This window comes from Hyphococcus luteus (assembly GCF_002943565.1).
GTDB classification, from domain to species: domain Bacteria; phylum Pseudomonadota; class Alphaproteobacteria; order Caulobacterales; family Parvularculaceae; genus Hyphococcus; species Hyphococcus luteus.
The window spans coordinates 145,931-169,889 of sequence record NZ_PJCH01000010.1 but is presented as its reverse complement, the minus strand read 5'-3'; the positions used below and the strand labels follow the sequence as shown (position 1 = coordinate 169,889).

21 protein-coding genes and 2 tRNA genes are annotated in these 23,959 nt (G+C 59.9%); 14 read left to right on the top strand and 9 right to left on the bottom strand.

Going from position 1 to position 23,959, the window contains the following annotated elements; genetic code table 11:
* Window positions 1-159: 159 nt before the first annotated feature.
* The 3 genes from CW354_RS13900 to CW354_RS13890 all read right to left on the bottom strand — a co-directional run bounded on the left by CW354_RS13900 (window position 160) and on the right by CW354_RS13890 (window position 2,878).
* Window positions 160-936: a GntR family transcriptional regulator gene (locus CW354_RS13900; protein ID WP_104830689.1), complete on the bottom strand. Its 777-nt coding sequence runs from the start codon at window positions 934-936 to the stop codon at window positions 160-162.
* Window positions 933-1,487 (bottom strand): GntR family transcriptional regulator, encoded by a 555-nt coding sequence (locus CW354_RS13895; RefSeq protein WP_104830688.1) that lies wholly within the window; start codon window positions 1,485-1,487, stop codon window positions 933-935. The genes CW354_RS13900 and CW354_RS13895 overlap by 4 nt, the downstream gene beginning before the upstream one ends.
* 179 nt (window positions 1,488-1,666) lie before the next feature.
* A complete protein-coding gene (locus CW354_RS13890; protein ID WP_165793712.1) occupies window positions 1,667-2,878 on the bottom strand; it encodes a serine hydrolase domain-containing protein in 1,212 nt (403 codons plus the stop codon).
* Window positions 2,879-3,113: 235 nt separating this feature from the next.
* Between CW354_RS13890 and CW354_RS13885 the strand changes: the two genes are divergently transcribed.
* Both CW354_RS13885 and CW354_RS13880 read left to right on the top strand, forming a co-directional pair.
* On the top strand, window positions 3,114-4,424 hold the full coding sequence (locus CW354_RS13885; protein ID WP_104830686.1) for a serine hydrolase domain-containing protein: 1,311 nt from the start codon (window positions 3,114-3,116) through the stop codon (window positions 4,422-4,424).
* Between the two features lie 38 nt (window positions 4,425-4,462).
* Window positions 4,463-5,578: a DUF3089 domain-containing protein gene (locus CW354_RS13880; protein WP_104830685.1), complete on the top strand. Its 1,116-nt coding sequence runs from the start codon at window positions 4,463-4,465 to the stop codon at window positions 5,576-5,578.
* An 8-nt stretch (window positions 5,579-5,586) separates the two neighbouring features.
* Here CW354_RS13880 and CW354_RS13875 read toward each other — a convergent pair whose 3' ends face one another.
* Both CW354_RS13875 and CW354_RS13870 read right to left on the bottom strand, forming a co-directional pair.
* A complete protein-coding gene (locus CW354_RS13875) occupies window positions 5,587-7,032 on the bottom strand; it encodes an MmgE/PrpD family protein (protein WP_165793711.1) in 1,446 nt (481 codons plus the stop codon).
* A gap of 103 nt (window positions 7,033-7,135) precedes the next feature.
* Window positions 7,136-9,370, bottom strand: coding sequence for a TonB-dependent receptor (locus tag CW354_RS13870; protein ID WP_133162312.1), 2,235 nt, complete (start codon window positions 9,368-9,370; stop codon window positions 7,136-7,138).
* A gap of 420 nt (window positions 9,371-9,790) precedes the next feature.
* On the opposite strand from CW354_RS13870, the gene CW354_RS13865 reads away from it, so the two are divergent.
* Window positions 9,791-12,040, top strand: coding sequence for a TonB-dependent receptor (locus CW354_RS13865; protein WP_104830682.1), 2,250 nt, complete (start codon window positions 9,791-9,793; stop codon window positions 12,038-12,040).
* A 190-nt stretch (window positions 12,041-12,230) separates the two neighbouring features.
* Complete coding sequence (locus CW354_RS13860; protein WP_104830781.1) at window positions 12,231-13,835, top strand: long-chain fatty acid--CoA ligase; 1,605 nt, start codon at window positions 12,231-12,233, stop codon at window positions 13,833-13,835.
* A 272-nt stretch (window positions 13,836-14,107) separates the two neighbouring features.
* Here the strand turns inward: CW354_RS13860 and CW354_RS13855 are convergent, their stop codons facing one another.
* From CW354_RS13855 to CW354_RS13840, 4 genes are all read right to left on the bottom strand, one after another.
* A complete protein-coding gene (locus tag CW354_RS13855; protein ID WP_104830681.1) occupies window positions 14,108-14,422 on the bottom strand; it encodes a helix-turn-helix domain-containing transcriptional regulator in 315 nt (104 codons plus the stop codon).
* Window positions 14,422-14,745, bottom strand: a complete 324-nt coding sequence (locus CW354_RS13850) for a type II toxin-antitoxin system RelE/ParE family toxin (RefSeq protein WP_104830680.1) — start codon at window positions 14,743-14,745, stop codon at window positions 14,422-14,424. Before CW354_RS13850 ends, CW354_RS13855 begins: the two co-directional genes overlap by 1 nt.
* A gap of 87 nt (window positions 14,746-14,832) precedes the next feature.
* Window positions 14,833-16,071, bottom strand: coding sequence for a tyrosine-type recombinase/integrase (locus CW354_RS13845; protein ID WP_104830679.1), 1,239 nt, complete (start codon window positions 16,069-16,071; stop codon window positions 14,833-14,835).
* A 243-nt stretch (window positions 16,072-16,314) separates the two neighbouring features.
* Window positions 16,315-16,390: transfer RNA gene (locus CW354_RS13840), tRNA-Phe, on the bottom strand.
* A 326-nt stretch (window positions 16,391-16,716) separates the two neighbouring features.
* Between CW354_RS13840 and queF the strand changes: the two genes are divergently transcribed.
* The 10 genes from queF (at window position 16,717) to CW354_RS13790 (ending at window position 23,956) form a co-directional block, all read left to right on the top strand.
* Window positions 16,717-17,181, top strand: coding sequence for a preQ(1) synthase (gene queF / locus CW354_RS13835; protein WP_423793533.1), 465 nt, complete (start codon window positions 16,717-16,719; stop codon window positions 17,179-17,181).
* 9 nt (window positions 17,182-17,190) lie between these two features.
* A complete protein-coding gene (locus tag CW354_RS13830; RefSeq protein ID WP_104830677.1) occupies window positions 17,191-18,102 on the top strand; it encodes a peptidylprolyl isomerase in 912 nt (303 codons plus the stop codon).
* The gene (locus CW354_RS13825; RefSeq protein WP_104830676.1) at window positions 18,099-18,707 is read left to right on the top strand and encodes an NUDIX domain-containing protein; all 609 of its coding nucleotides are present in this window, start codon (window positions 18,099-18,101) and stop codon (window positions 18,705-18,707) included. Before CW354_RS13830 ends, CW354_RS13825 begins: the two co-directional genes overlap by 4 nt.
* A gap of 26 nt (window positions 18,708-18,733) precedes the next feature.
* A complete protein-coding gene (gene cysE, locus CW354_RS13820) occupies window positions 18,734-19,567 on the top strand; it encodes a serine O-acetyltransferase (RefSeq protein WP_243396407.1) in 834 nt (277 codons plus the stop codon).
* 78 nt (window positions 19,568-19,645) lie between these two features.
* Window positions 19,646-20,647 carry an LLM class flavin-dependent oxidoreductase gene (locus CW354_RS13815; protein WP_104830675.1) on the top strand — a complete coding sequence of 334 codons (1,002 nt, stop codon included), beginning with the start codon at window positions 19,646-19,648 and terminating at the stop codon, window positions 20,645-20,647.
* A gap of 10 nt (window positions 20,648-20,657) precedes the next feature.
* Complete coding sequence (gene queA / locus CW354_RS13810; RefSeq protein ID WP_104830674.1) at window positions 20,658-21,713, top strand: tRNA preQ1(34) S-adenosylmethionine ribosyltransferase-isomerase QueA; 1,056 nt, start codon at window positions 20,658-20,660, stop codon at window positions 21,711-21,713.
* Complete coding sequence (locus CW354_RS13805; protein WP_104830673.1) at window positions 21,710-22,240, top strand: DUF1697 domain-containing protein; 531 nt, start codon at window positions 21,710-21,712, stop codon at window positions 22,238-22,240. Before queA ends, CW354_RS13805 begins: the two co-directional genes overlap by 4 nt.
* Window positions 22,237-22,575 carry a tRNA-binding protein gene (locus CW354_RS13800; RefSeq protein ID WP_104830672.1) on the top strand — a complete coding sequence of 113 codons (339 nt, stop codon included), beginning with the start codon at window positions 22,237-22,239 and terminating at the stop codon, window positions 22,573-22,575. Before CW354_RS13805 ends, CW354_RS13800 begins: the two co-directional genes overlap by 4 nt.
* On the top strand, window positions 22,572-23,699 hold the full coding sequence (gene tgt / locus CW354_RS13795) for a tRNA guanosine(34) transglycosylase Tgt (protein ID WP_104830671.1): 1,128 nt from the start codon (window positions 22,572-22,574) through the stop codon (window positions 23,697-23,699). The genes CW354_RS13800 and tgt overlap by 4 nt, the downstream gene beginning before the upstream one ends.
* A gap of 181 nt (window positions 23,700-23,880) precedes the next feature.
* Window positions 23,881-23,956: transfer RNA gene (locus CW354_RS13790), tRNA-Lys, on the top strand.
* Window positions 23,957-23,959 lie beyond the last annotated feature (3 nt).

Sequence of the window (23,959 nt, the reverse complement as noted above, 5' to 3'; positions counted from 1 at the left end):
TCGCCCGCGCGTTCCGGCCGTCTTGTTCTGTTTGCCCCCATGAAACGCCGCCCCGGAGTTTTTGTCAATAATCGACATTTGTTATGTCTCGTATGGAAATGCAGCGCAGGCGGATCCTGTCCCGCGCCCATGCGCCAAGCTCTGCCGGCCAGCAAGGCCCTAGTCGGAAGCCCCGGCCTTTGACGATTTTTCCAGCAACGCCTCCGGCGTCTCGCCCGTTTCGCCGCGCCGGCGGATCTCCGCAAGACTGTCGAGCACCAGATCCCGCGCCAGACGCTCCGCCTCGCCAACGCGCGCATTTTCGATCGCCTTGCATAGCGCCGACCAGCGCGCCGCCGATCTACGGCGGCGCTCTGGACTTAAAATGCTGGCCCATAGCACGGCGACTTCGCGCTCAAACACCGCAGACATCCGCCCGAGATACCGCGCGCCGGACAGGCTGGTGATCAAAACGGAAACAGCGCGGCGCACTGTGATGTAATCGCCGACAGTCGCTTCCTTCGCGATCGACAACCGCGTCAGCAGAGCGACGCCGTCCGCAATGGCGGCGAGCGCGGCGGCGCTGCGCTCGCTCGCGGACGCGGCAAGGCCCGCCTGGGCGGCGAACAACTCAGCGCGAATATGAAAAAGCGCCTCCAGCTCGTCGTCCGTCAGCTTGCGCACGATTGCGCCTTTTCGCCCTCGAAGCGTGACAAGCCCGTCCCTGTCCAGGAGGCGCAACGCTTCGCGCACCGGCCCGCGGCTGACATCAAAATGATCCGCCACCGCCAGCTCCCGAATCGACTCGCCCGGCTTGAAGTCGCCAAACTGAATCCGATCTGCAATCCAGGCCGCGATATAACCGGGCAAAGTCGGCGGCGGCGGCTGCGCCACGCCAGCGATGGTTTCAGCCCGCGCAACGAAAGCCCTGATATCCGGTGCAAGCTCCGCCGTCATCGGTTCAGACTTTCTTCGATTTCGCCAAGGCGCTCCGGCGCAACGATGGACACATGCAGGGCGATGCGCGCCATCGCCCTGGCCAGGCGTGCATTTTTAGACGCCTCCCCAAGTTGCTCAAGCTGCTCTTCAACCAGAACGAGCCGGCGCGATGGTTTCGTTTCCGCGTTTCCTTCAGCACGCGGCTGTTCAATCACCGCGCCATGACGGCGCAGCTCCTCGCCAAGCAGCCAACGCAGACGGTCCCACACGATAAACAGCTCCGCGGGCGGTGCGTATTGGTCGTCGATCACCCGGGCGCCGCGGCGCGCAGACACGATGATCGCGCCCTGCTTTTCCAGAAGGTGAAACGCTTCGCGGGTCGTCGCCGCCGTGCAATGAAACCGCTCGGCGACCGCGCGCTCGGTGATGCGGGCGCCCGCCTTGAAGGACCCATCGACAATCAGCGCGCGCAGCTCGTCCGCGACCAGCGAAGGGCCTGGCCCGCTTTTGCCTGAAGCCGTCCTCGAGGACTTTGGCGACTGACGCGTTGTGGTTGGTTTTTTGGTCACGCCCTGACTTTATCTGCCTGCTGTGGGTCCCTGAAATGGCGAGAGAAAATAATTGACTTTCTTATATTTACGCAACTGTTTGCCAAACATTGCAAATTTTAACGCCGGCGCCGAAAATGCAGAGGGAGCGCCGGCCTTGCCGACGCTCCCCGAACAATTCGCCTCGAGGCTTTCAGCGATTACGGATTGTTGTTCGCCTGAATATCAATCAGGTCCGCGAGCCCGCCCGACTTGATGATGAGATCCGTCGCGTCGATATATCCCGTCAAAAGATGGTCATCGAGATGGATATAGGCGGCCCAGTCCTTGTCGGGCGAATAAAACGTAACCGCGCCCCAGGCGCCGACGCCCAGATAGATTTTCGAGCCGCCCTGGTCGAACACCCACTGGCCGCGCGCATAATCGAGATCGAGATCCTTGATCGGGCTGCTCACCGTCGGAACAGATCCGCTCTGCAACGGAACCGTGACTTCATTCAATGAAGCAAGAGAAGCCGCATTGAAAAGCGTGTGATTGTTTCCGCACTCGCCGCTCAGCAGCGCCTGCGCGAAGGCGCCGCCATCGAACAGATCGGTTTCAAATCCGCCTGCCGCCCATTCATTATTGGGGCGCTTCACAATCGTGTCCGTAAGGTTGCAGGGACCGGTCAAATAGTCCTCAAGAATTGTCGTAAAGTCATCATTGACGGCGTTAGCCACCGCAAGTCCGAGAATCTGCCACGACATTGGACCGTAAGAGAAAGCTTCGCCGGGCGCGTAAACATAAGCGCTGTTGTTGTTCGGATCGTCATCTTCCGCAATGTCGGCGGCGATCATATCCTCCCCGCATGTTTCAAACGAAACAAACGGATTGTTAATGCATGAAGTCAGACCAATCGGCCAAGCGCTGACGGTCTCATGTCCCGTCATCATGGTAATGAGATCGTTGATCGTCATGTGGTCGTAAACGAGACGCGCCGTCCCGTTATCGTCGAATTGACTTGCGTTCAACGACGTCGCGTTTGTGATATGGTCTTTCACCAGATCGTTCAACGAAAAATTGACATTCGGATCCTGCGCCACCGCCATCGCCACCGCCGCCGTAAAGGTTTTCGACAAAGACGCGACATTAAAGTTGTGATTGTTGATGAAGTAATCGCAGCCTTGGCCGTCCCACCAACCGAAGCCGGTCCAATAAACGACCTCGCCCTTGTGATAGACGATCATTCCCCCGCGCTGGAAAGGTGAATTTTCCAACGCAGCTTTGACGTCGGTCCAATCATAACCCGACGGCAAAGGATCATCCGGACATTTAGCGTTGGTTTGCGCGGCGGCCTGCGTTGCAAAGACCAGCGCCAGTAGCGCGCCGCATAGCGCTCCCACTCCTCCAAAATGCTTGCTTTTGAACCTCACTGTTTCCTCCTTGTTTGATTGCATTCCATCCCCGCCGGAAGAGCCGCGATCGGGAATGCTTTTGGGTTGCCGGCGTACAAGGCGAGCAGGAAGAATCGGCGTTGCGGCCGGTGCGCCGTCATATTGTCAATTATTTTCAATTAGTCAAGAAAGCAGTGGATAATCTGATATATTTCGTATATTTTCCTGAAAAAATCATAAATATGAAATTTATTGACAATTCAGGGAGGGGTTTTTGACCGCGCTTTTCACCCGCCGGAGCACGCTCGCCGCCGCCGCGTCAGCGCCCCTCACTGCGCTCGCCCTGCCCTCCTGCGTCGCGAAAAAGTCGCCCGCCAGAATGTTCGACATCGGCCGCCTCAGCGCGGCGGGCGAGATGATCGACGGCCTCATTGAAAGCGGCCAAATCCCCGGCGGCGCGGTGCGCATATCTCAGCATGGCGAGCTGCTTTTCGAGCATTATGCGGGCAAGGCGGACATCGCATCCGGCAAGAACATCGCCCCGGATACGATCTATCGGGCTTATTCCATGACCAAGCCGGTTACGGCCGCCGCCATCATGCTGCTGGTCGAGGACAACAAGCTGTCGCTCAATGATCCGGTGACCGCTTATGTTCCGGAATTTTCCGATCTCGCCGTTTATGTTTCACAGGATGGCGAAAAGATCGTGTCGGAGCCTGCGGGCGTCATGCGCGTCGCTCACCTGCTGACGCATACGTCCGGCCTCAGCAATAGCTGGAATCCCGGTCCGATTTCCCCTCTCTACCGCAAGGCCGGCCTTGTTTCAGCAAAATATGTCTACGATCCGGAATTCAGCGCCGGTCTTTCGGAATTCGCGGCCCGGCTCGGAAAAATCCCTCTGCAGTTTCAGCCCGGCTCGCAATGGCTCTACAGCATTTCCCCTGATATTGCGGGATTGGTTGTCGAGCGCGTCACGGGGGCGAGCTTCAGCGCCTTTTTAAAGGAACGGATTTTCAACCCGCTTGGCATGGAGGATGCGGATTTTTATGTGCCCGCACCCAAAGCCGAACGGCTTGCGAGCATGTATGCATTAAAAGAAGGAAGCCTCATCCTCGCAGAAGCAGCGACCGGCTCTCCTTTCCTGACCAAGCCCTACGCTGAATCCGGCTCCGCCGGACTTTTATGCACGCTCAGCGATTATCACCGCTTCGCCGATATGCTTGCTGGGTTCGGTGAAGCTGGCGGCGCACGCGTCATGAGCCGCAAAAGCGTCCGCACAATGACAGCGCCTCATGTGGGCGCCGATGTTCTCGGCGACACATTCCAGAAATTCATGGGGTTCGCCTCGGGCGGGTCCGGCCTCGGCATGGAGATGGCGCTTGGCGGCGCTGTGCTGACCGAGCCGGCGGCCGCCGAAAAACCCGGCCTTAAAGGCGAATACACCTGGGGCGGGGCGGCAAGCACGACCTTTTTCGCGGTTCCCGAGGCCGGTTTGTCGGCGACGCTGATGACCCAGCTTTTCCCATCGGGAACGCTGCCCTTGCGCGACATGCTGAAGACCGCCGTCTATCAGGCCATGAATTAAACCGCTATCCACGCCCGCCGCCTACCAAGGACTCAGTAATGAAAAAACATGTTCTAGCTTTGCTGGCGACGGCGCTCGCCGTCGCGTGCTCGTCGCAGGAAGATGACGAAACCAAAATCGCACAAAGGCTGGTTTTCAAACCGGACCATGATTTTTCGCCAGACCTTGCCCCGCCGGCGCCGGACTATCGTTTGCCGGACGCCTGGGCGGCGCTGCCGGAGCGCAAGGACAACGCCGATCAGACGCCGGAAGGCATTGCAGATAATCAGGCGGAAGCGGCAGCCGATGTCTTTTTCATCCATCCGACAACCTATTTCAAAAAGGACGGATGGAACGCGCCTTATGAGAATTCCGGCGAAGGCCGCATGAGCGTCGAAGAGGGAACCTTGCGAGGCCAGGCAAGCGTTTTTAACGGTTGCTGTCGCGTCTTCGCGCCGCGCTATCGCCAGGCGACGCTTTATACGTTCCTTGCATTCAACGAAAACAGCGAACATGCCCTTGATCTCGCCTATCAGGACATCGCCGCAGCGTTTGATAATTTTATCCGTGAAAAAAACGACGGACGGCCCTTCATCATCGCCAGCCACAGCCAGGGCAGTTATCACGCCATGCGCCTTCTTGAAGAACGCGTCCTCGGCACAGACCTTATGGACAGGCTTGTCGCCGTTTATGCAGTCGGGGGCCCCGTGCCGGAAGCGTTCGCACCGGACCGGCTGCCGCCTTGCGACGACGCCCGGCAGACCCGCTGCATCATCGGCTGGAATACGGTCAGCAAAAAAAACGAACCCGACCTGCGCCGCGACGAACGCGCCCTCATCTGGCTTGACGGCGGCTACCGGCCGGTCGCCGGGCGCCCGCTCTTATGCGTCAATCCGCTGAACTGGAAAGCAGGCGGCACCGCGCCCGCCAGCGACAATCTCGGCGCGCTTTCGGGCAATCAGGACCCCGGCGCCTTATCGGCGCTCCTCCCTCGCCTCACCGGCGCCGGATGCGAAAACGGATATCTGGTGATCGATTTCAATGAAGACATAGACGGCTTTAAAAGCCGGCAGACTAAGAACGGCTCTTATCACGTTTTCGACTACAATCTCTTCTATATGAATATCCGCACAAACGCGGCTGACCGGGTCGACGCCTTTCTTGAAGAACAATGAGGCGGTCTCTACGCGCCGCAGAGCTTTTGCGCATGCCGCACCCAAGCCCGCATGGAGCGTGCGTTTTTCAGGTCCATGCAGTGCTCGTGCAAATCTGCTTTTCGCTCTTCATTCAGCCGCGATCCGGCAAGCGCGTTGAATTTATTCATCCGCCGCACTGCATTCAGCGGCGCAGGCGCATTGCGGTCCGGATCCTGCGCGACGGCGTGAATTCTTTCTCCGTTACGAAGCACGATTTCAATGGAAAGATGATCGCTGTCATTTACTTCAAACGATCCGGACCGCGCCAGCGAAATAATGTCCGGGTCCCGGAACGCTTCCTGCGTGTAATCGCCGGGCAGAACCGAGCGGCGCACCAGCCACATGGCGACGACAAAGCTGAAATTGAGCGCCGCCCCGATCCGCGATGACGGCGGTTCAAAATCATTAATCTTGCGCGCCACAATGCGGCTCCAGGAGGCGTTGCCGCGAACAATGAAGCTTTCAATCGACGCCGGATCAAGCTCGGAAGGCGCCGCCGCCTGCAGGCCGTCAAGCGTCGGAATAATGGAATGCGATGCGGCGAAAAATTTGGGACGCAGATAAAGCGGCCCCTCAAGCCGGCCAAGATCATCCGTCAGCGGCGCCAGCGCCGGCGCATCCGTTCCAGCGAAAAGATGATAAAGCCCGGCGCGCCCCTCCAGAATGCGCGCCGCACCGTGCTCGCCCAAGGCGGCGAGATCGGCGCTTTCGATCGCAGCGCGCGCAGCGCGCGCGACGATGATCCGCTTTTCGTCCGTCTGATCGAAATAATATTGAAACGCGCCGCCAGCGGCGGAACCCGCGAGCGACATCGACGAAGCGATGTCCGCAGCCGGCCTGCCCCGAAGGAAAGAGACGGCGGCGGCGGCGGCCGGCGGCCCCCATACGCCGGACGCCATCCAGCCCCGCGTTTGAACCGGCCCTACCGGCTGAACGAAGCGCCCCTGAAGCGTATAGCCGAGCGCCGCCGCGCGAAGAAATTCGGGCCCGCTTGCATCGGCGGCCTGCGCCGCGGCAAGACAGGCCGGCATGATGACCGCCGAGGCGCGCAACTCTCCGCGTGGATCGCTGTCGTCGATTTCAGCGGCGTGCAGCAAATACGCCATCGCAGAAGCGGCGCCTGTCTGCGAAGAAACAAGGTCGGCCGTCAACACCTCCGCATCGCGGCCGGGCGTGTTTTTTGCGAAATAGGCGGCCGCGCTTATCGGACGCGCAAGCGTTCCCGCATAAAGCATTGACGCAAGATTATCGAGCAAGGTCCACGCGACGCGCTCTTCGACCTCAACAGGCGCCCGCTCGTGCAACGCTGTCACGGCTTCTGCAATCGCTTTGGTAAAGCTGTCCGGCGGCACTTGGCTTTTCTCAGTCAGGGCGCAGGCCGGCCCAGCCCCAGCCAACGCCGCCGCGCCGCCCAACACGCTTCTGCGCGTCATGGCGCTTTTTGAAACGCGAAAATCCGACAAAAAAACCTCTCTTTTTGCTGATGGCAGCATGCTCATGTTTTTCAGCTTTCGCCATGGCGCACATCGGGTTTGCTCAGAACCTGTAACGTAGTTCCACGCCGGTCGCACGCGGCGTTCCGAGCCTTTGCGTCGTCGCTTCCTGGAAAGTGAGATACTGTTCATCAAAGAGATTGTTGACAAAACCGGCGATCTCGATCCGGTCATAGGTTACGCCGAACCGAAGATTGACGATTTGAAAATTATCAAGCGGCGGAGACGGAACCGTCAGCTCCTGTGTTCCGCCCCATTGACCGTAAGCGAACAAATTGACGAACATGTCGATCTTGTCATTGAACGGCTGACGATAGTTGAGGTTCGACGAGGCAAGCCAGTTCGGCGTCTGCGCCGTCGGCACGCCGCTTAACGGTCCCTCTGTCACTTTCCCGTCCTGACGAGAGGCCGCCAAAGTCGCCGTCAGAGTCCCTGCGCCGATCTCAAATGAACCGTTGAATTCAGCTTCAACGCCCCAGGTTCTCGCCTTGCCCGCATTATCGAGAAAAACCGTCGGGGCCACCGGACACGCCGGCAGGGTCACGCTGCACCCATTGTCACGCTGCACGATGAGATCATCGGCCTCGGCGACATAGCCCGCAATCGCTACATATAAGTCGCCAAACTGGCCCTTTACGCCGCCCTCATACTCCGTCGAGGTTTCATCATTATAGGCTGCCGGGACCGGTATCGGCTGCAACGGCGTCCCGAGGCTCGCATTGAACCCGCCGGCGCGATAGCTGCTCCCGACTTTTCCATAGATTTGCCAGTCATCGGCGAAGCGATAAGCCAGCGTCGCATTATAGGAAACATTGTCCGACGACCGGTCAGCGGAAAAATTGAACGCATCCCCGCCTGTTTCCATGCCGGTGAAATCGTCGATCAGGCTCGACGTGCTGGAACGATCGTCATTTGTGTAACGCAGTTCGCCCGTCAGGTTCAGCCGCGGCGTGATGTCTATCCCTAAAGACCCGAAAAACGCATAGGAATCATATTCCAGATCGACATCCGCACGGGTCCGCGTGAACACATTGATAATCTGGTTCGTTTGCGTCAGGCGGAAGGCGTTGCTGTCTTGCGTGAGATATTCAAAACCGCCCAGCCAGACGACGCGATCATCGAACAGTGTTCCGGTCAGATGCGCGACCTCGGTGATCGTCCTCGTTTCATCGCGCTGGTTGACGTAACTTTCACCGCCAAGCGGAAAAATCACCTCCCCATTCAGATACGCTTCAAGCGCGCGCTCAGGCGTGATGGCGTCGGCGTCAAACGTATATTCGGAATTGCGCTGACGGATCAACGTGTTCGAATGCAATGTCGCCCAGCCAAGATCATATTCGATTGAAAGACCGCCGGCGTTGATTTCCTGATGCGCAAAAGGCTCCGTGCTGTGGTCATATTCATAAGGCGGCTGGACGAAGCCGAGGGGAAAGATCGGCCCAGGCGCGATGACGACGCGATAGGTGATCGCCGGCACATCGAGATTCTGACGCTCGCCAAGAAGCGTGACGTCAAGCCGGTCATTTTTGTAGCGGACCTGCCCCCTATATCCCAATCCCTTCTGTCGGTCGAAATAAACGTGATTGCTCGGATTATAGAAAAAGCCTTCATTTTGATGAACGCCGTCGACGCCGACACGAAACGCCCATTCGTCCGAAGGCGATGCGTTCAGCACAAGCTGGCCTTCTTTTCCTTTCGTCTGCGTCGTGTAACGAAGATCGAGATAACCGCTGTTTTCGAATTTCGGTTTCGCCGTGATCAAGTTGACGGCGCCGCCGACTGCATTGCGCCCGTAAAGAGCCCCTTGCACGCCGCGCAGCACCTCAACACGCTCTGCATCGAAAATATCAAGGCGGGAAAAACTGCGCCCGCCAACCGTGCCGCCGCCAATGTAAACGCCATCACGATAAAGCCCCACGCTCGGATCGGCGTTTGTCGCGCGCGCTGTCGAAGAACCGCGGATGGACACTTCGGAATTGACGGGCGAGGTCGTATCGAAGAAACGCACGCCCGCCTGGCCCGCAAGAAGATCCTTGGCGGATCGCGGCCCGCCCCTCTCCTGAAGATAGTCGGCAGAGAGCACCGCGGCCGACGCGGGCACATCCGACAGACGCTCTTCACGGCGGCGCGCCGTGACGACGATCAGATCGCTTTCGGCGGCCGACGCGTCAATATCCGGAGCGCCAGCGGCAGCTTCCGCCTGCGCCGCCGCGCCGCCGCTCGCCAGCGAAAGCGCCCCCAGAGCCACGCCGCCCGCAAACCAATTACCCAGTCTCATCTACCGCCTCCCTTACACGCCGGCGCTGTTCGCGCGTTCGCCGCCCGCGCGTCGTCAATTATGACTGTTATGCAAACGATAGTATGTCAATAATTCACAAATAGAAAGACAGCGGAGAGATTTCCTCACGTAATTTTCAGCGCTGCGACACGCCAGCGCCCTACTGAAAAGACGCCGCGGGCCGTCGGCGGCGCCCCTATTTTCCACATATTACTCGGAAAATGCGCCAGACCTTGCCTCGCCGGCGCCAGCGCATAATGGCTGGCAAGCCAAGGAATCGCAGGCGCTGTGGATTTTCACAGTTGCCTTTCATCAGACATTAAGTCAATAATCGACATATTGTAAAACAGCCCGTCCACGCGCCGGCAAGAAGCGCAACAGACGGACAGCAACCCGACATTCGGGCGCAAGGGAGGGAACATGCGCAAGACTATCCTGACGGCTTCCGTCTGCGCCGCCGCGCTTACAGCAAGCGCCGGCGCGCAAGCACAACAATCGACTTCCGGCGACGTGATCGTGGTAACGGCCCAAAAGCGCGAGCAGAACATTCTCGACGTCGGCGCGGCCGTGACTGCGATCAGCCGACAAACGCTTCAGGACGCGCGCGTCCTCGAAATGCGCGACATCGCGACTTTTGTCCCGAATGTCGACATTCGCGAACAGGCGCCCGGCACCCTGCCGGTGATCACCATTCGCGGCGTCGGACTCAATGATTTCAGCAACACCAACAACCCGAGCGCCGGCGTTTACATCGATGAAGTCTATCTCTCCTCGCTTGGGCTTCTTGCTTTCGACTTTTTCGACCTTGAGCGCATCGAAGTTCTGAAGGGCCCGCAAGGCACGCTTTACGGCCGCAACTCAACAGCGGGCGCCGTCAACTTCATCACGGCGAAACCGAATTTCGACGCCCCCCTGACCCGGCTGTCCGCTAGCTATGGCAATTACGACACGCTCGAAGTCGAGGGCGTGACCAATATTCCGGTCAACGAAGAACTCGCCATTCGCCTCGGCGCCAAGGTCATCCGCCAGTGGGAGGGCTATTATTTCAACCGCGCGGCCGACGACGATATCGGCGAACGCAACATCGCGCTCGGCCGCGCACAACTTCGCTGGATGCCGGGAGACAGCGCGGACATTCTGTTGAAAGTCGAAGGCTACTCAAACAATTCCGGACTTGGTCAGGGCGCGTTTTTCGGCGCTGTAGACTATACAAACCCGCCGAGTTTTGCGTGCGCCGCCATTGCGGAAAATGAAACCGACCCAACCTGTACAGACTTTTTCGGCTACAGCGATCCTGACGGCGACCCTTACACAGGCGACTGGTCGGATCGGCAGTTTTACGACGCCAAACAGATCGGCGCGACGCTTCGCGGCGTATTCGACCTTGGCGGCGCGGAACTGACCAGCGTCACCGGCTTCATCGATCACTATCGTGAAGCCTATAACGATCTCGATGCCTCGCCGCTAACGGCGCTTGAATTCCTGCCGACCACAGACGTCCGGCAATATTCGCAAGAACTCAGGCTCGCCGGCAATCTCAATGAGAGCGTTGACTGGCTCGTAGGCGCTTTCTGGTCGCACGATCACATCGTCGTCGGATCCACCGGCTATGCAGACGTCCTCTTCCAAACCCGCACAAGCGGCTTTGGCGACCAGACGACGGATTCAGTCGCCGGTTTTATCCACGGCGAATACGCGCTGACCGACACGCTATCCGTTATCGGCGGCCTCCGGCTCACCTGGGAGGAAAAAGAATACACGGCGCGCGTCTTTGACGACAATCCGTTCGGCACGAGTTGCCTGATCAGCCTCACCTGCTCGCCAGGCCCGACGCCTCAAATTACGCTCGCTGCGGCGGACGCCCTTAAAGCGGAAGACACGAACCTCTCCTGGAAAGCCGGGCTCGACTGGAAGCCCCTCCCTTCAACGCTGCTTTACGTCAGCGCCTCGCGCGGCGTGAAATCGGGCGGCTTCTTTTTCGGCTTCGCCACAAACAGCGGCTCCTTCCAGCCCTTCGAACCGGAAAGCCTGGTCTCTTATGAAGCCGGCGTAAAGCACCAGACCGCGAACGGCGCCCTGCGGCTGGCCGCGAGCGGGTTTTACTACGACTATTCCGACATCCAGACCTTCATCCGCGACCAGTCGGGCGCAGTCCCGTTCCAACGCCTCGGCAACGTTGATGAAGCGACGCTGTATGGCGCCGATCTCGAAGCGACATTGGCGCCGCCGGCAATTGAAGGGTTGACGCTGACGGTCGGGCTCGGACTTCTCAATTCTGAATTGGGCCAGTTTGTCGCCCTCTCCGGCCCGGCGCCGAAGGGCAACGAATTCCCCAATGCGCCCAGCGTCACCTTCAACACCCTGGCGCGTTATGAACGCGTGATCTCTCCCGGATTGCGCGGAATCATCCAGATCGATGGCCGCTATTCCGGCTCCACCTTCAAGGACGCGCTCAACGATCCGCTAATCGCGTCTGACAGTTTCACGTTATGGAACGGCCGGCTCGCTGTCGGCGCTGAGGACGGAAGCTGGGAAGCCGCGCTCTGGGCCAAAAACATCTTTGACGAAGCTTATAAGGTTCAAGGCGTCAATCTGACGAGCCTCGGTTTCGGCTATGAAAACTACAATCCACCGCGCACTTTTGGCGGAACGATAACCGTTCAGTTTTAAGCGCCTGGATTGACCAGATGTGAGCGGAGCGCTTCCTCCCCCGTTCCGCTCACATTCCCTCACCCCGGCAGAAGCCGGCGTGCAATTTTCCGGAAGACGACCGGATTTGCTATGTAAACTGCATGGCCTGATCTACTAAGCACTCTGCAAATGTAAAAAAATTTGGGAAGAAACCGTGCTTGACGGGCTCATGCAACGTTCGCCGCTGATGGTCAGCGGCATTCTGGACTACGCGGCCAACGCGCATGGCGACAGGGAAATCGTCTCCCGACTCGTAGACGAACCTTTGCATCGCTATGACTACGCCGGATTGCGCCGCCGCACGGCGAAATGCGCACAGATGCTCAAAACGCAAGGAGTAGCGCCCGGAGAACGCGTCACCTCTCTTGCCTGGAACACGCACCGGCATCTTGAGTTATTTTACGCCGTTCCCGGCATTGGAGCCGTTTTGCATACGGCCAATCCCAGATTTTCAGAGCAACAGCTCGCCTACACCATCAATCATGCGGGCAGCCGAATTTTGATGTTTGACAAGTCTTTCGCCGCGCTGGTCGAACGCCTGAGGCCGCAGCTTTCCTCCATCGATACTTTTATTGTGCTGTCGGAAGACGCCTCCTCCGTAAACGGCGAACTCAATGCGGCGAGATACGAAGATCTTATCGCCGATCAGGACGAGGAAATCGTCTGGCCCGCCTTTGATGAAAACGCCGGAGCGTTCTTGTGCTACACATCGGGAACGACCGGCGATCCCAAAGGCGTTCTCTACAGCCACCGGTCTGTCGTGCTGCACGGCCTCGCCGCCGGCCTGCCCGGCGCTTTCAATTTTTCCGCATTTGACTGCGTCATGCCCTGCTCTTCGCTTTATCACGCGACAGCCTGGGGCCTTCCTTTCGCTGCCGCGATCAATGGCTGCAAGATCGTGCTGCCTTGCGAAAAGATGGATGGCGCCAGTCTTCAGGAGCTTATCAAAAACGAAGGCGTCACCTTTTCCGGGGGCGTGCCGACCATATGGACCATGTATCTCGACCATCTTGCACGTACAGGCGAAACCACAGAAACGCTGGAACGCATCATCATCGGCGGATCGGCCGTGCCCCGCGCCATGGCGGAAACCTTCCAGGACAAATACGGCGTCGCAGTTCGCCAGATCTGGGGCATGACCGAAACCAGCCCGCTCGGCGTCGTCGCGACGCCAACGCCCAAACTGGCGGCGCGCGGTGAAAAAGAGTTGAACGACGTCATCTGGACCCGTCAGGGCCGTCTGCAATTCGGCATTGAACTCAAGATCGTCGACGACGATGGCAAGGCGTTGCCGAATGACGGCGAAACCTCTGGTGCGCTTCTTGTTCGCGGCCCATGGACGATTGAACGCTATTACCGGGCGGAGAAATCCGCGCTTGATTCAGACGGATGGTTCGACACCGGCGACATCGCCACGATCGACTCGCAAGGCTTCCTGCGCATTACTGACCGCAGCAAAGACGTCATCAAATCCGGCGGCGAATGGATCAGTTCCATCGACATCGAGAATGCGGCCGTCTCTCACCCGGACATTCGAATCGCCGCTGTCGTCGGCGTGAAGCATCCAAAATGGGAAGAGCGTCCAATTCTCGTCGTTGAAACACATAATAGAGCCGCCCTGTCGGATCAGGAGGTCCTGGACCATATCGAGCCGCATTTTGCAAAATGGTGGCTTCCGGACGCCGTTATCTTCGCAGAGGTGCCGCTAACAGCGACAGGGAAGATAGATAAGAAGAAGCTGCGCGATCAATATGGATCATGCTTGCCGACTTGAACAATAGCATCATCAATTGAGCTGGATTGGAATTCGCGCCCTGGCCTAAGAGAGAAAATCTGGCTTATTTTTCACTACAAGAGATTGGCGTGAGCCCCTTTGCGCCGGTCGGCGGAATGCTGTGGGCGGTGGCGGCTCCCGCCAATAAAAGGGAGCCAAGGCGTATGGGGTCTAAGACTCTGCTACTGCGGGTTAAGGGCAATTTGACCTGATATCCGTGGCTTTTTTATCCGCGTTTCCATTCAGGTTTACAAGAACATCGCTTGGCGGCCCTACTCCGCCATCACGCTCAAATGCACGCCCTCTTTCGCCTGAAGGCAGCCGATAATGGCGAAGAGATTGTCGGCTCGTGGGTTCCCGCCGACACTCAGCATGCGCATGAGACTTTTCGGCGTCTTGTCGGTCATTCTGCCAAGTTCTTCGAACCCCACCGTCGCATTGATGTAATCGCGCAGAAGAAGTTTTCCTTCGTCCAGCTCGCCGGAGAGGAAACAATCGAGGGCCTCCGTCAGAAGCCCGCGACGAAACTCGGGATCGCGCTTCGCGCGCGCCTGAACGGTCTCTTTAAAGCCTTTCGTCAGCGCCATCACTTCGTTCCTTTGCGGGCCTTGTAATCCGCCCAGTAGCCTTGCGCCCTTTCGATATCCGCCTGCTGGCGCTTCTTTGTCCCACCGGCGAGAAGGATCACCAGACTGTCGCCATCACGCCCGTAATAGATCCGGTAGCCGGGACCATAACTAATCCGACACTCAAGGACGCCCCCGCCCACGCCTTTGGAGTCCCCGAAATTCCCCAGCTCCATGCGGGCGATGGAGCGCCGGACCTTTAGGGCCGCTTGGCTGTCGATAATCGCAAACCACCGGCCGAACGGGCTTTCGCCAGCTTCATCTAGGTATTCCAGGACGTCCATTTATTAGTACCCTATACGTTACTATTAATCAAGAGGGCATATTTAGCGCCGCCTGAAAGCCCGCCCGCAAACCCATCGCGCCATGCGCTATTCGCCAATGTGAATGAAGTCCCGGCGCGGCGACGCCAGAGTCACCTTGTTTTGCTCTCTCTTCCCGGACGCCTTCAACTTATCCAGATAATCCGCCCACCATTGCATCATCCGGACGCGCTCGTCCCAATATTCGCCGCGCGTATAAGCGCGCCGGATTTCGTTCTCGTCGATATGGGCCAACTGCCGTTCAACGGCGTCCGGATGCCATTTTCCGGTTTCATTCAGAAGCGTCGCCGCCGTCGCCCGAAACCCATGCGGCGTCATCTCGTCCTTGGCGAACCCCATCCGGCGCAGCGCGGCATTCATGGCGCTGTCGCTCATGGGCCGATCTGAAGACCGCATTCCCGGAAGCACAAACCGCGACCCGCCGTTCAGTGCTCTAAGCTCGGCGAGGATTTCAATCGACTGCCGCGGCAGGGGCGACTTATGGGGCCGCCGCATCTTCATGCGGGACGCAGGGACGGTCCAGATCGCCGTCTCGAAATCAAACTCAGACCATTCCGCAAATCGCAGCTCACCCGGGCGCGGAAAAAGAAGCGCCATGAGCTGAAGTCCGGCGCGAGTCGTGAAATGCCCTTCGAAACCATCGACAGCGCGAAGCAGGCCTCCGACCGCTTCGGGGTCGATAATCGCCGCTCGGGAGGTGGGCTGCGGGCGAATAAGCGCATCCCGCAGGGCGATGGTGGGGTCCGCATCCGCCCTCGCTGTCGCCATGGCGTAACGAAAGACGCTGCCGATGGTCGACCGCATCCGCCGCGCGGACTCATAATGGCCGCGGGCCTCAACCTGCCGCAGGGCTTCAAGAATCTTCGGCGCGGCGATCTCCCTGATCTCCATATCGCCGAATGTGTCGTTCGCCATCCCAAGCAGCCAGTTGTTTTTGGAAAGCGTCCGCTCGGCCCTGCCTTCCCGAGTAATCTTCTCCACATACTCCGCGGCGATGTTTCGGAAAGTTTCGGCAGGCTTTTGCTGCTCCTTTTTTCGGATATTGGGATCGACGCCTTCGTACAGCAGACGCTTCGCCTCGTCCCTCGCCTCACGCGCCTGCGCGAGCGAGACGATAGGATAGGGACCGATGGCCAGCACCTTTTGCTTTCCGTCGAATTTGTAGGCGAGGCGCCACTGGCGCGAGCCGCCGGGCTGCACCCATAATTGCAGGCCGCCGCCGTCTGAAAGCTTGCGCACTTTCGGGCCGGGCATCGCGCTGCGACATACCAAGTCTGTCAGCTTCATAGGATTCCCTTTCGGATTTGGTTCGGTTCCGGATGTGAGATTCGGGTTGGTACAAAGGTCCCAATCGACCCCGCGAAATGCCAAGAATTGTACCAAGCGGAGGCGCGACAGGGCCATCGCTGCGCATGTTTGCGCAGGCCTGTGGACGTTTGGGAGAAGGGCGAAAAGCTGAAGAAAATCAGCACGCTATGAAGCCGCCGAAAAAGTTTCAGCAAACATCCGCAGGTGTGGAAAAACTGGTGATGGTGCCCAGGGGCGGATTTGAACCACCGACACGCGGATTTTCAATCCGCTGCTCTACCAACTGAGCTACCTGGGCGCGGGCGGAGCAGCTGGACCCCGCCTCATTCCGCCGGCGGGCGCAGGGGCCGGTCCGGCGGAGCGCGGCTTATAGTCCGGCGGAGCGGCCTTGTCCATGGCCGGAAGGACGAAATCCGCCGTTCCCGCGCCGCGGACGGCCCCGATTAGCGGGCGGCTTTGCGGCCCGGCGCGGGCGCCGCTATGGATGGGAAAAAGAGGTCTCCCATGCCAACACGATCCCGGACCAAAAAGGCCAAGAGCACGGCCAGAAAGAAAGCCGCCCCCAAGGCTGCGGCCCTCTCGGCGCTCCGCGCCATCGACAGCGGCAAATCCGGCAAGTCCAAGGTGAAGACGGCGGGCGCCGCGCCCCTCACCCAGCTTGGGAGCGCCGCCGCGCCGGCCGCGAGCCCGGAAGAGGCGATGCTTGAAACCGCGCCGAACCCTCAAGCCGGCGAGACTTACGTGGCGCGCTTCACCGCGCCGGAATTCACCTCGCTCTGCCCGGTGACGGGACAGCCGGATTTCGCTCATCTCGTCATCGACTATGTTCCGGGGAAACACATCGTCGAATCGAAATCCCTGAAACTGTTCCTGACCTCATTCCGCAATCACGGCGCCTTTCACGAAGACTGCACGGTCTATATCGCCAAGCGCATCATCGACGCGGCGAAACCGAAATGGCTCCGGATCGCCGGCTACTGGTATCCGCGCGGCGGCATTCCCATCGATGTGTTTTACCAGACGGGTGAACCGCCAAAGGGCGTATGGCTGCCCGATCCGGGCGTCGCGCCCTATCGCGGACGCGGATAGGAGGCCGTCATGCGCTGTTCTGTTTTCATGCTCGGCGTCTTGCTGGCCGCCGCCTGCACGCGCGGCGAAACGCCGGCGCCGGCGGAAGACGCCGAAGCGGACGCGCAAAAACGCGCGCCTGCGGAAATCATCGCCGAAGCGGCGCCCGAAGATTGGCGCGCCATCGACCCTGAAAACATGCTGGTGGTCGAGCTGGAGCGCGGGCGCGTCGTCGTCGAGCTTTCGTCGACGCTCGCGCAAAATCATACAGCGCAGATGAAAGCCCTCGCCCGAGAGGGCTTTTACGACGGGCTTTCCTTTTATCGCGTCATTGACGGCTTTGTGGCGCAAGGCGGCGACGTCTTCGAACAACGCGAGGTCAAGACGGCGAAAAAAACGCTTGAAGCGATGTTCGACCAGCCTTTGACGGCGGATATGACATTCACGCCCATTGAAGACACGGACGGCTACGCCGCGCAGGTCGGCTTCATCGACAGTCAGCCCGTGGGCGCCGATGCGGGCGGAACAACCATCTGGGCGCTCCATTGCACCGGCGCCATGGCGATGGCCCGAGACATCGAAAAAGACACGGGCGGCACGGAGTTTTACTTCACGCTGCAACCGCAACGTTATCTCGACCGCAATCTCACGGTCTTCGGCCATGTAGTCGACGGCATGGAGCATTTGCAGGCCTTGCCTCGGGTCGTGCGCGCCGAAACGCCCGGAGACGATGTCAGCGAAACCATTCTTTCCATGCGCGTCGCTGCGGATCTTGCAGAAGACAAGCGGCCCGCGCTCGAAATCCTGCGCACGGATACGGCCACTTTCGCGGCCTACGCCGAATCCCGGCGAAACCGGCCGGAAGATTTTTTCTATTATCGCCCGGATCATGTGGATGTCTGTGCGCTGACGATTCCCGTTCGCGAAATCGCCGCCGAATGAGCAAGGGAAAAACACTCGGCCCCTGGCGCATCACCGATGAGCGCGAGATTTTCGACAATCCGTGGATCAACCTCGCCGATCACAAGGTGATCCACCCGGACGGAACGCCCGGCGAATATGGCGTTGTGCGTTTCAAAAACCTCGCCGTCGGGGTTTTGCCGATCGACGCTGAAGGCAAGGCGACGCTTGTCGGCCAGCATCGTTTTCCTCTCGACAAATATAGCTGGGAGCTGCCCGAAGGCGGCGGCAAGCGCGATGTCCCGCCGCTCGATAGCGCAAAGCGCGAGCTTGAAGAAGAGACGGGGCTTCGCGCGCGCGAATGGGAACGCCTTTGCGAATTCGACATCTCGAATTCGGTGACGGACGAACGCGCCGTCTGTTACCTGGCGTGGGATTTGAGCGAAGGGGAAGCCGCGCCCGATCCCTCCGAGGCGTTAACAATAAAACAGGTTTTCTTTAAAGACCTTTTAGAAATGGTGATGTCCGGCGAGATTACGGACAGTCTCACAATCGTGATGGTCATGACGGCTTACATTAAGGCCTTGCATGGCGCGCTTCCGGAGCCTATTTCGACTCTCATACTTGCGGGGCTTCCGCAAAAATAGGAAACTCCTCGGGAGAGGAAAACGCGATGTCCCAGGCTTCTGAAAATAAATCCAATGTCGTTCCGATGACCACGGATCAAACTTGGGCGCGCATGCGCGTCGAGGCGGCGTCCGCGGCGGCGGCGGAACCCGTGCTCGCGAGCTTCCTGCATGCGACCATTCTCAATCACGAAAGCTTTCAGGCCGCCCTCTCCTATCGCCTTGCGCAAAAGCTTTCCGACCCGGAAATGAACGCCATGCTGTGGCGCGAAGTCTGTGACGAAGCGTATGAGAACGAGCCGGCCATGGTCGAGGCCGCGCTTGTGGATCTGCGCGCCGTTTACGATCGCGATCCGGCCTGTCACGAATACATGCAGCCTTTTCTCTATTTCAAAGGCTATCAGGCGCTCGAAGCGCAGCGCGTCGCCAACTGGCTGTGGCGCCATGACCGTCAGGCGCTGGCGCTGTTCCTGCAAAGCCGCATGTCGGAGCTTTTCGCCGTGGACATTCATCCGGCGGTGAAGATCGGCAAAGGCGTTTTCATGGACCACGCAACCGGCATCGTCATCGGCGAAACTGCGGAAGTCGAAGACGACGTTTCGATCCTGCAGAATGTCACCCTCGGCGGCACCGGCAAGGAGTCCGGCGACCGTCATCCGAAGATCCGCCGGGGCGCGCTCATCAGCGTCGGCGCGAAAGTGCTCGGCAATATCGAGATCGGCGAAGGCGCGAAGGTCGCCGCCGGCAGCGTCGTTCTGAAACCGGTAGAACCGCACTGCACCGTCGCCGGCGTTCCCGCGACGCCGGTCGGCGCCTGCAAGGACAAGTCGCCGTCGGAAACCATGAATCAGGTTTTCAATTACGACACCTATTCCATCTAGGCTCCTCTTGGCCGGCGTCGGCCGAACGGTTTTGCGCCGTCTCTTTGCGATAGAGGCGCGGATGCGTAAGGTTCCCTCATGATCCCGATTTCCGTTCTCGATCTCTGCCCCGTCATTGAAGGCGGCGACGCCGGCCAGGCGCTGAGGAACTCGCGCGATCTGGCGCGTTGCGCCGAAGCCGCCGGTTACAAGCGTTTCTGGCTCGCCGAGCATCACAACATTCCGAGCGTCGCGAGCGCCGCCACGTCGGTCGTCATCGGCTATGTGGCGGACGGCACGTCAACGATCCGCGTCGGCGCCGGCGGGGTCATGCTGCCCAATCACGCCCCGCTCGTGATCGCCGAACAATTCGGCACGCTCGCCGAGCTTTATCCGGGCCGCATCGATCTGGGGCTCGGGCGCGCGCCCGGCGGCGACATGGCCTCGATCCGGGCGCTCCGCCGGCCCATGCGTGAAGGCGGAGAGGACCGCTTCCCGCACGACGTGGCGGAGCTGCAATATTTTCTGGGAGACCCGGAAGAAGGAAAGCTGCAAGCGACGCCGGGCGCCGGAACCCATGTGCCGATCTGGATCCTCGGCTCCAGCCTTTACGGCGCGCAATTCGCCGCGCATTTCGGCCTGCCCTACGCCTTCGCCTCGCATTTCGCCCCGGCCGAACTTGAAAATGCGATCCGCCTTTATCGCGATCGCTACCAGCCCTCCGAGGACTGGCCCGAACCGCATCTGATGCTCGCCGCAAATATAGTCGCGGCCAAGACGGACGAAGAAGCCGCATTCCTCGCCACTACGCTCTATCAGGCCTTCGTCAATCTGCGCACGGGCCATTCCCACAAGCTGGTGCAACCGCCGGCGGAAGGCTTTCTCGAGACCCTCGACCCGAGCGCGCAGTCCATGCTGCGCCGGACCCTGCGCTGCTCTTTCATTGGCGGGCCCGAGAAGATCGCGCGGGAGCTTGAGGTCTTCATCGAGACGCACCAGCCCGACGAAATGATCTTTGCGAGCCAGGTTTTCGACCACGAAAAGCGCAAACGCTCCCTGGAAATCGCCGCGGATTGCGTTTCCCGTCTCCGGGCGGCATGACAGGCGCGTCATGCGTGTCGATCTTTTCGATTTCGAGCTGCCGCCCGAGCGGATCGCGATGGAGCCCGTCTCCCCGCGGGATTCCGCGCGGCTTTTATGCGTGCGCCCGGAAGGCCTTGAGGACCGGATCGTGCGCGATCTCCCCGGCCTCCTGCGCCCCGGCGATCTCCTCGTCGCCAACGACACCAAAGTCATTCCGGCGCAGCTTTTCGGGCAAAGACCGCCGCGCGACGGACAGACAGGCGGCGCGCCCGTCGCTGTCGAGGCGACCTTGCACAAAGACCTCGGCAGGAATGTCTGGCGCGCCTTCGTGCGCCCCGCCAAGCGCCTGAAAGAAGGCGACGCTATAACCTTCGCCGCCGGCCTGGCGGCGCGCGTCATCGCCCGCGACGGCGCGGAAGCCGATCTGCAATTCGAGACGCAGGGCGATCATTTCTTCGCCGCGCTCGAAAAGGCCGGCGTCATGCCGCTGCCGCCCTACATCGCGCGCAAGCGCCCGGCGGGCGAGGATGACAAGGCGAGTTACCAAACCATGTTCGCCGACGAGGCGGGCTCCGTCGCCGCGCCCACCGCGGGACTTCATTTCACGCCGGACCTCATCGCCGCGCTGAGAGACAAAGGCGTCGAGCAGACAACCGTCACGCTTCATGTGGGCGCGGGCACATTCCTGCCCGTCACGGCGGAGGACACCGCCGACCACAAGATGCACGCTGAATGGGGCGAGATCACCCATAGCCAGGCGGCAAAGATCAACGAAGCGCGCGCCGCCGGCGGGCGTATCATCGCCGTTGGCACCACCTCCCTGCGCCTCCTCGAAAGCGCGGCGGGCGAAGACGGCAAAATCGCGCCCTTTGCCGACGAGACCGACATCTTTATTACGCCCGGCTACCGGTTTAAGGCCGCAGACATGCTGATGACGAATTTCCATCTGCCACGCTCGACGCTGTTCATGCTGGTCTCGGCCTTCGCCGGCACGGACCGCATGAAGGCCGCCTACGCCCACGCCGTCGAGCAAGGCTATCGTTTTTATTCTTATGGCGACGCCTGCCTGTTGGAGCGCATATGACACAGAAAGTCGCCCTCCTCCGCGGCGTTAATGTCGGCGGAAAAAACAGACTGCCCATGAAAGAACTTGCCGCCATGCTTAGCGACATGGGCTGCAAGAATGTGCGAACCTATATCCAGAGCGGCAATGTCGTTTATGACGGCACGGCCACAGGCGCTGACATCGCGAGCGCCATCAACAAAAATTTCGGTTTCAAACCACAAACTTTCGTGATGACCGCCGCCGCGCTGAAAAAGGCCGTCGCATCGGCCCCTTTTCAAAAACAGGCGCAAGCAGATCCGAAGTCCGTGCATCTGCTTTTTCTTGAAGGCGAGCCGCAAAAAGGCGCTGAAGCGGAACTGGAAGAGATAAAGACGGCGGCGGAACAATTTGTTCTCGCGAAGGGCGTTCTCTATCTCCATTCCCCGAAAGGCTTCGCCGTTTCAAAAATCGCTGAAAAAGCCGACCGCATTTTGAAAACGAAAACAACAGCGCGGAACTGGAAAACAATAGAAGCGCTTATCGACCTGACAGGGCGGAAATCATGACTGAGATCACCTTTGACGATTTTATGAAAGTCGACATCCGCGTCGGCACGATTCAAAAGGTCGAGCCCTTTCCGAAGGCGAGGAAGCCCGCCTGGAAGGTCTGGGTTGATTTCGGGCCGGAGATCGGGGTCAAGAAATCCTCCGCGCAGATTACCGTTCACTACACGGAAGAAGATCTGATCGGACGCCAGGTCGCGGCCGTGATCAATTTCCCGCCGCGCCAGATCGCCGACTTCATGTCGGAGGTGCTGGTGCTCGGCTTTTCGGACGAGAACGGCGCCATCGTGCTGATCGGGCCGGAGCGGCCGGTGCCGAACGGGGAGCGCATGCATTGAGCGAAGGCTTTTCTTTCACTGTCAGCGCGACGGACGCCGGCGCGCGGGCCGGCGTCATCGAAACGCCGCGCGGCGACATCCGCACGCCCGCCTTCATGCCCGTAGGGACGGCGGGGACTGTGAAAGCCATGCTGCCGGAAAATGTCCGCGCCACGGGCGCCGACATCGTCCTCGGCAACACCTATCATCTGATGCTGCGCCCCACCGCCGAACGCGTCGCAGCGCTGGGCGGGCTTCATCACTTCATGAACTGGCCGCATCCGATCCTGACCGACTCGGGCGGCTTTCAAGTGATGTCCTTGTCGAAGCTCCGAAAACTCACCGAAGAGGGCGTCTCTTTCCAGTCGCATATTGACGGCTCGAAGCACATGCTGACGCCGGAGCGCTCCATCGAAATCCAGTGCCTTCTCGGCGCCGACATCCAGATGCAGCTCGACGAATGCCCGGCCATTCCCATCGAAGAGGAAAAGGCGCGCACATCGATGCTGCTCTCCGTGCGCTGGGCTGAACGCTCCAAGCGCGCCTTCGAGGAAAAATCGCAACCGGGACAGGCGCTATTCGGCATCGTCCAGGGCGCCAATTACGAGGCGTTGCGCCGGGAGAGCCTCGAGAAACTGATGGAGATCGATTTTCCCGGCTATTCCATCGGCGGGCTCGCGGTCGGCGAAGGCCGGGAGGAGATGTTCCGCGTGCTCGATTTCACGACGCCCCACATGCCGGCGCAAAAGCCCCGCTATCTCATGGGCGTCGGCAAGCCGGCGGACATTGTCGGCGCCGTGGCGCGGGGTGTCGACATGTTCGACTGCGTCGCGCCGACCCGGTCCGGACGCCACGGCCAGGCCTGGACCAAAGCGGGAGCGATCAACATCAAGAATGCGAGCTTCGCCGACGATCCCGAGCCCCTCGATCCGGAGAGCCCCTGCCCTGCAAGCCGGGACTATTCCAAGGCCTATCTCCACCATCTCTTTCGCGCCGGGGAATATCTCGGACCGATGCTCCTGACCTGGCACAATCTGCAATATTATCAGGAGCTTATGGCGGGCATGCGGGCGGCCATCGCGACCGGAGACTTCGCCGGTTTCGTCGCCGAGTTCCGCGCCGCGACCGGCGAAACCGTGCTCTGAAGCGCTGGGTGAAAATGGCGCGATTTTACGCCGTCGAATCGGTTGACCGGCGCGTGGGCCGCACCTATGTTCCGCGCCTTCCAAGGCGGTCGCCGCTTCACGGGGATACGTGGGCGGCTTTTTAATGCCGGGTTTCGCGACATGCCAGCAGCGACGCGCAAGCCCTCCGCCGATCCCGAGTGGGCCCTTAGCTCAGCTGGTAGAGCAACTGACTTTTAATCAGTAGGTCGATGGTTCGAATCCATCAGGGCTCACCATTC

Bases quoted from the DNA above. Each gene is read 5' to 3' on its own strand.
- CW354_RS13850 (WP_104830680.1), bottom strand. From the start codon at position 14,745: ATGGACGTCCTGGAATACCTAGATGAAGCTGGCGAAAGCCCGTTCGGC.
- CW354_RS13880 (WP_104830685.1), top strand. From the start codon at position 4,463: ATGAAAAAACATGTTCTAGCTTTGCTGGCGACGGCGCTCGCCGTCGCG.
- CW354_RS13815 (WP_104830675.1), top strand. From the start codon at position 19,646: ATGATCCCGATTTCCGTTCTCGATCTCTGCCCCGTCATTGAAGGCGGC.
- queA (WP_104830674.1), top strand. From the start codon at position 20,658: ATGCGTGTCGATCTTTTCGATTTCGAGCTGCCGCCCGAGCGGATCGCG.
- CW354_RS13855 (WP_104830681.1), bottom strand. From the start codon at position 14,422: ATGGCGCTGACGAAAGGCTTTAAAGAGACCGTTCAGGCGCGCGCGAAG.
- cysE (WP_243396407.1), top strand. From the start codon at position 18,734: ATGTCCCAGGCTTCTGAAAATAAATCCAATGTCGTTCCGATGACCACG.
- CW354_RS13870 (WP_133162312.1), bottom strand. From the start codon at position 9,370: ATGAGACTGGGTAATTGGTTTGCGGGCGGCGTGGCTCTGGGGGCGCTT.
- CW354_RS13875 (WP_165793711.1), bottom strand. From the start codon at position 7,032: ATGACGCGCAGAAGCGTGTTGGGCGGCGCGGCGGCGTTGGCTGGGGCT.
- CW354_RS13825 (WP_104830676.1), top strand. From the start codon at position 18,099: ATGAGCAAGGGAAAAACACTCGGCCCCTGGCGCATCACCGATGAGCGC.
- CW354_RS13830 (WP_104830677.1), top strand. From the start codon at position 17,191: ATGCGCTGTTCTGTTTTCATGCTCGGCGTCTTGCTGGCCGCCGCCTGC.
- CW354_RS13865 (WP_104830682.1), top strand. From the start codon at position 9,791: ATGCGCAAGACTATCCTGACGGCTTCCGTCTGCGCCGCCGCGCTTACA.
- CW354_RS13860 (WP_104830781.1), top strand. From the start codon at position 12,231: ATGCAACGTTCGCCGCTGATGGTCAGCGGCATTCTGGACTACGCGGCC.
- CW354_RS13800 (WP_104830672.1), top strand. From the start codon at position 22,237: ATGACTGAGATCACCTTTGACGATTTTATGAAAGTCGACATCCGCGTC.
- CW354_RS13845 (WP_104830679.1), bottom strand. From the start codon at position 16,071: ATGAAGCTGACAGACTTGGTATGTCGCAGCGCGATGCCCGGCCCGAAA.
- CW354_RS13805 (WP_104830673.1), top strand. From the start codon at position 21,710: ATGACACAGAAAGTCGCCCTCCTCCGCGGCGTTAATGTCGGCGGAAAA.
- CW354_RS13900 (WP_104830689.1), bottom strand. From the start codon at position 936: ATGACGGCGGAGCTTGCACCGGATATCAGGGCTTTCGTTGCGCGGGCT.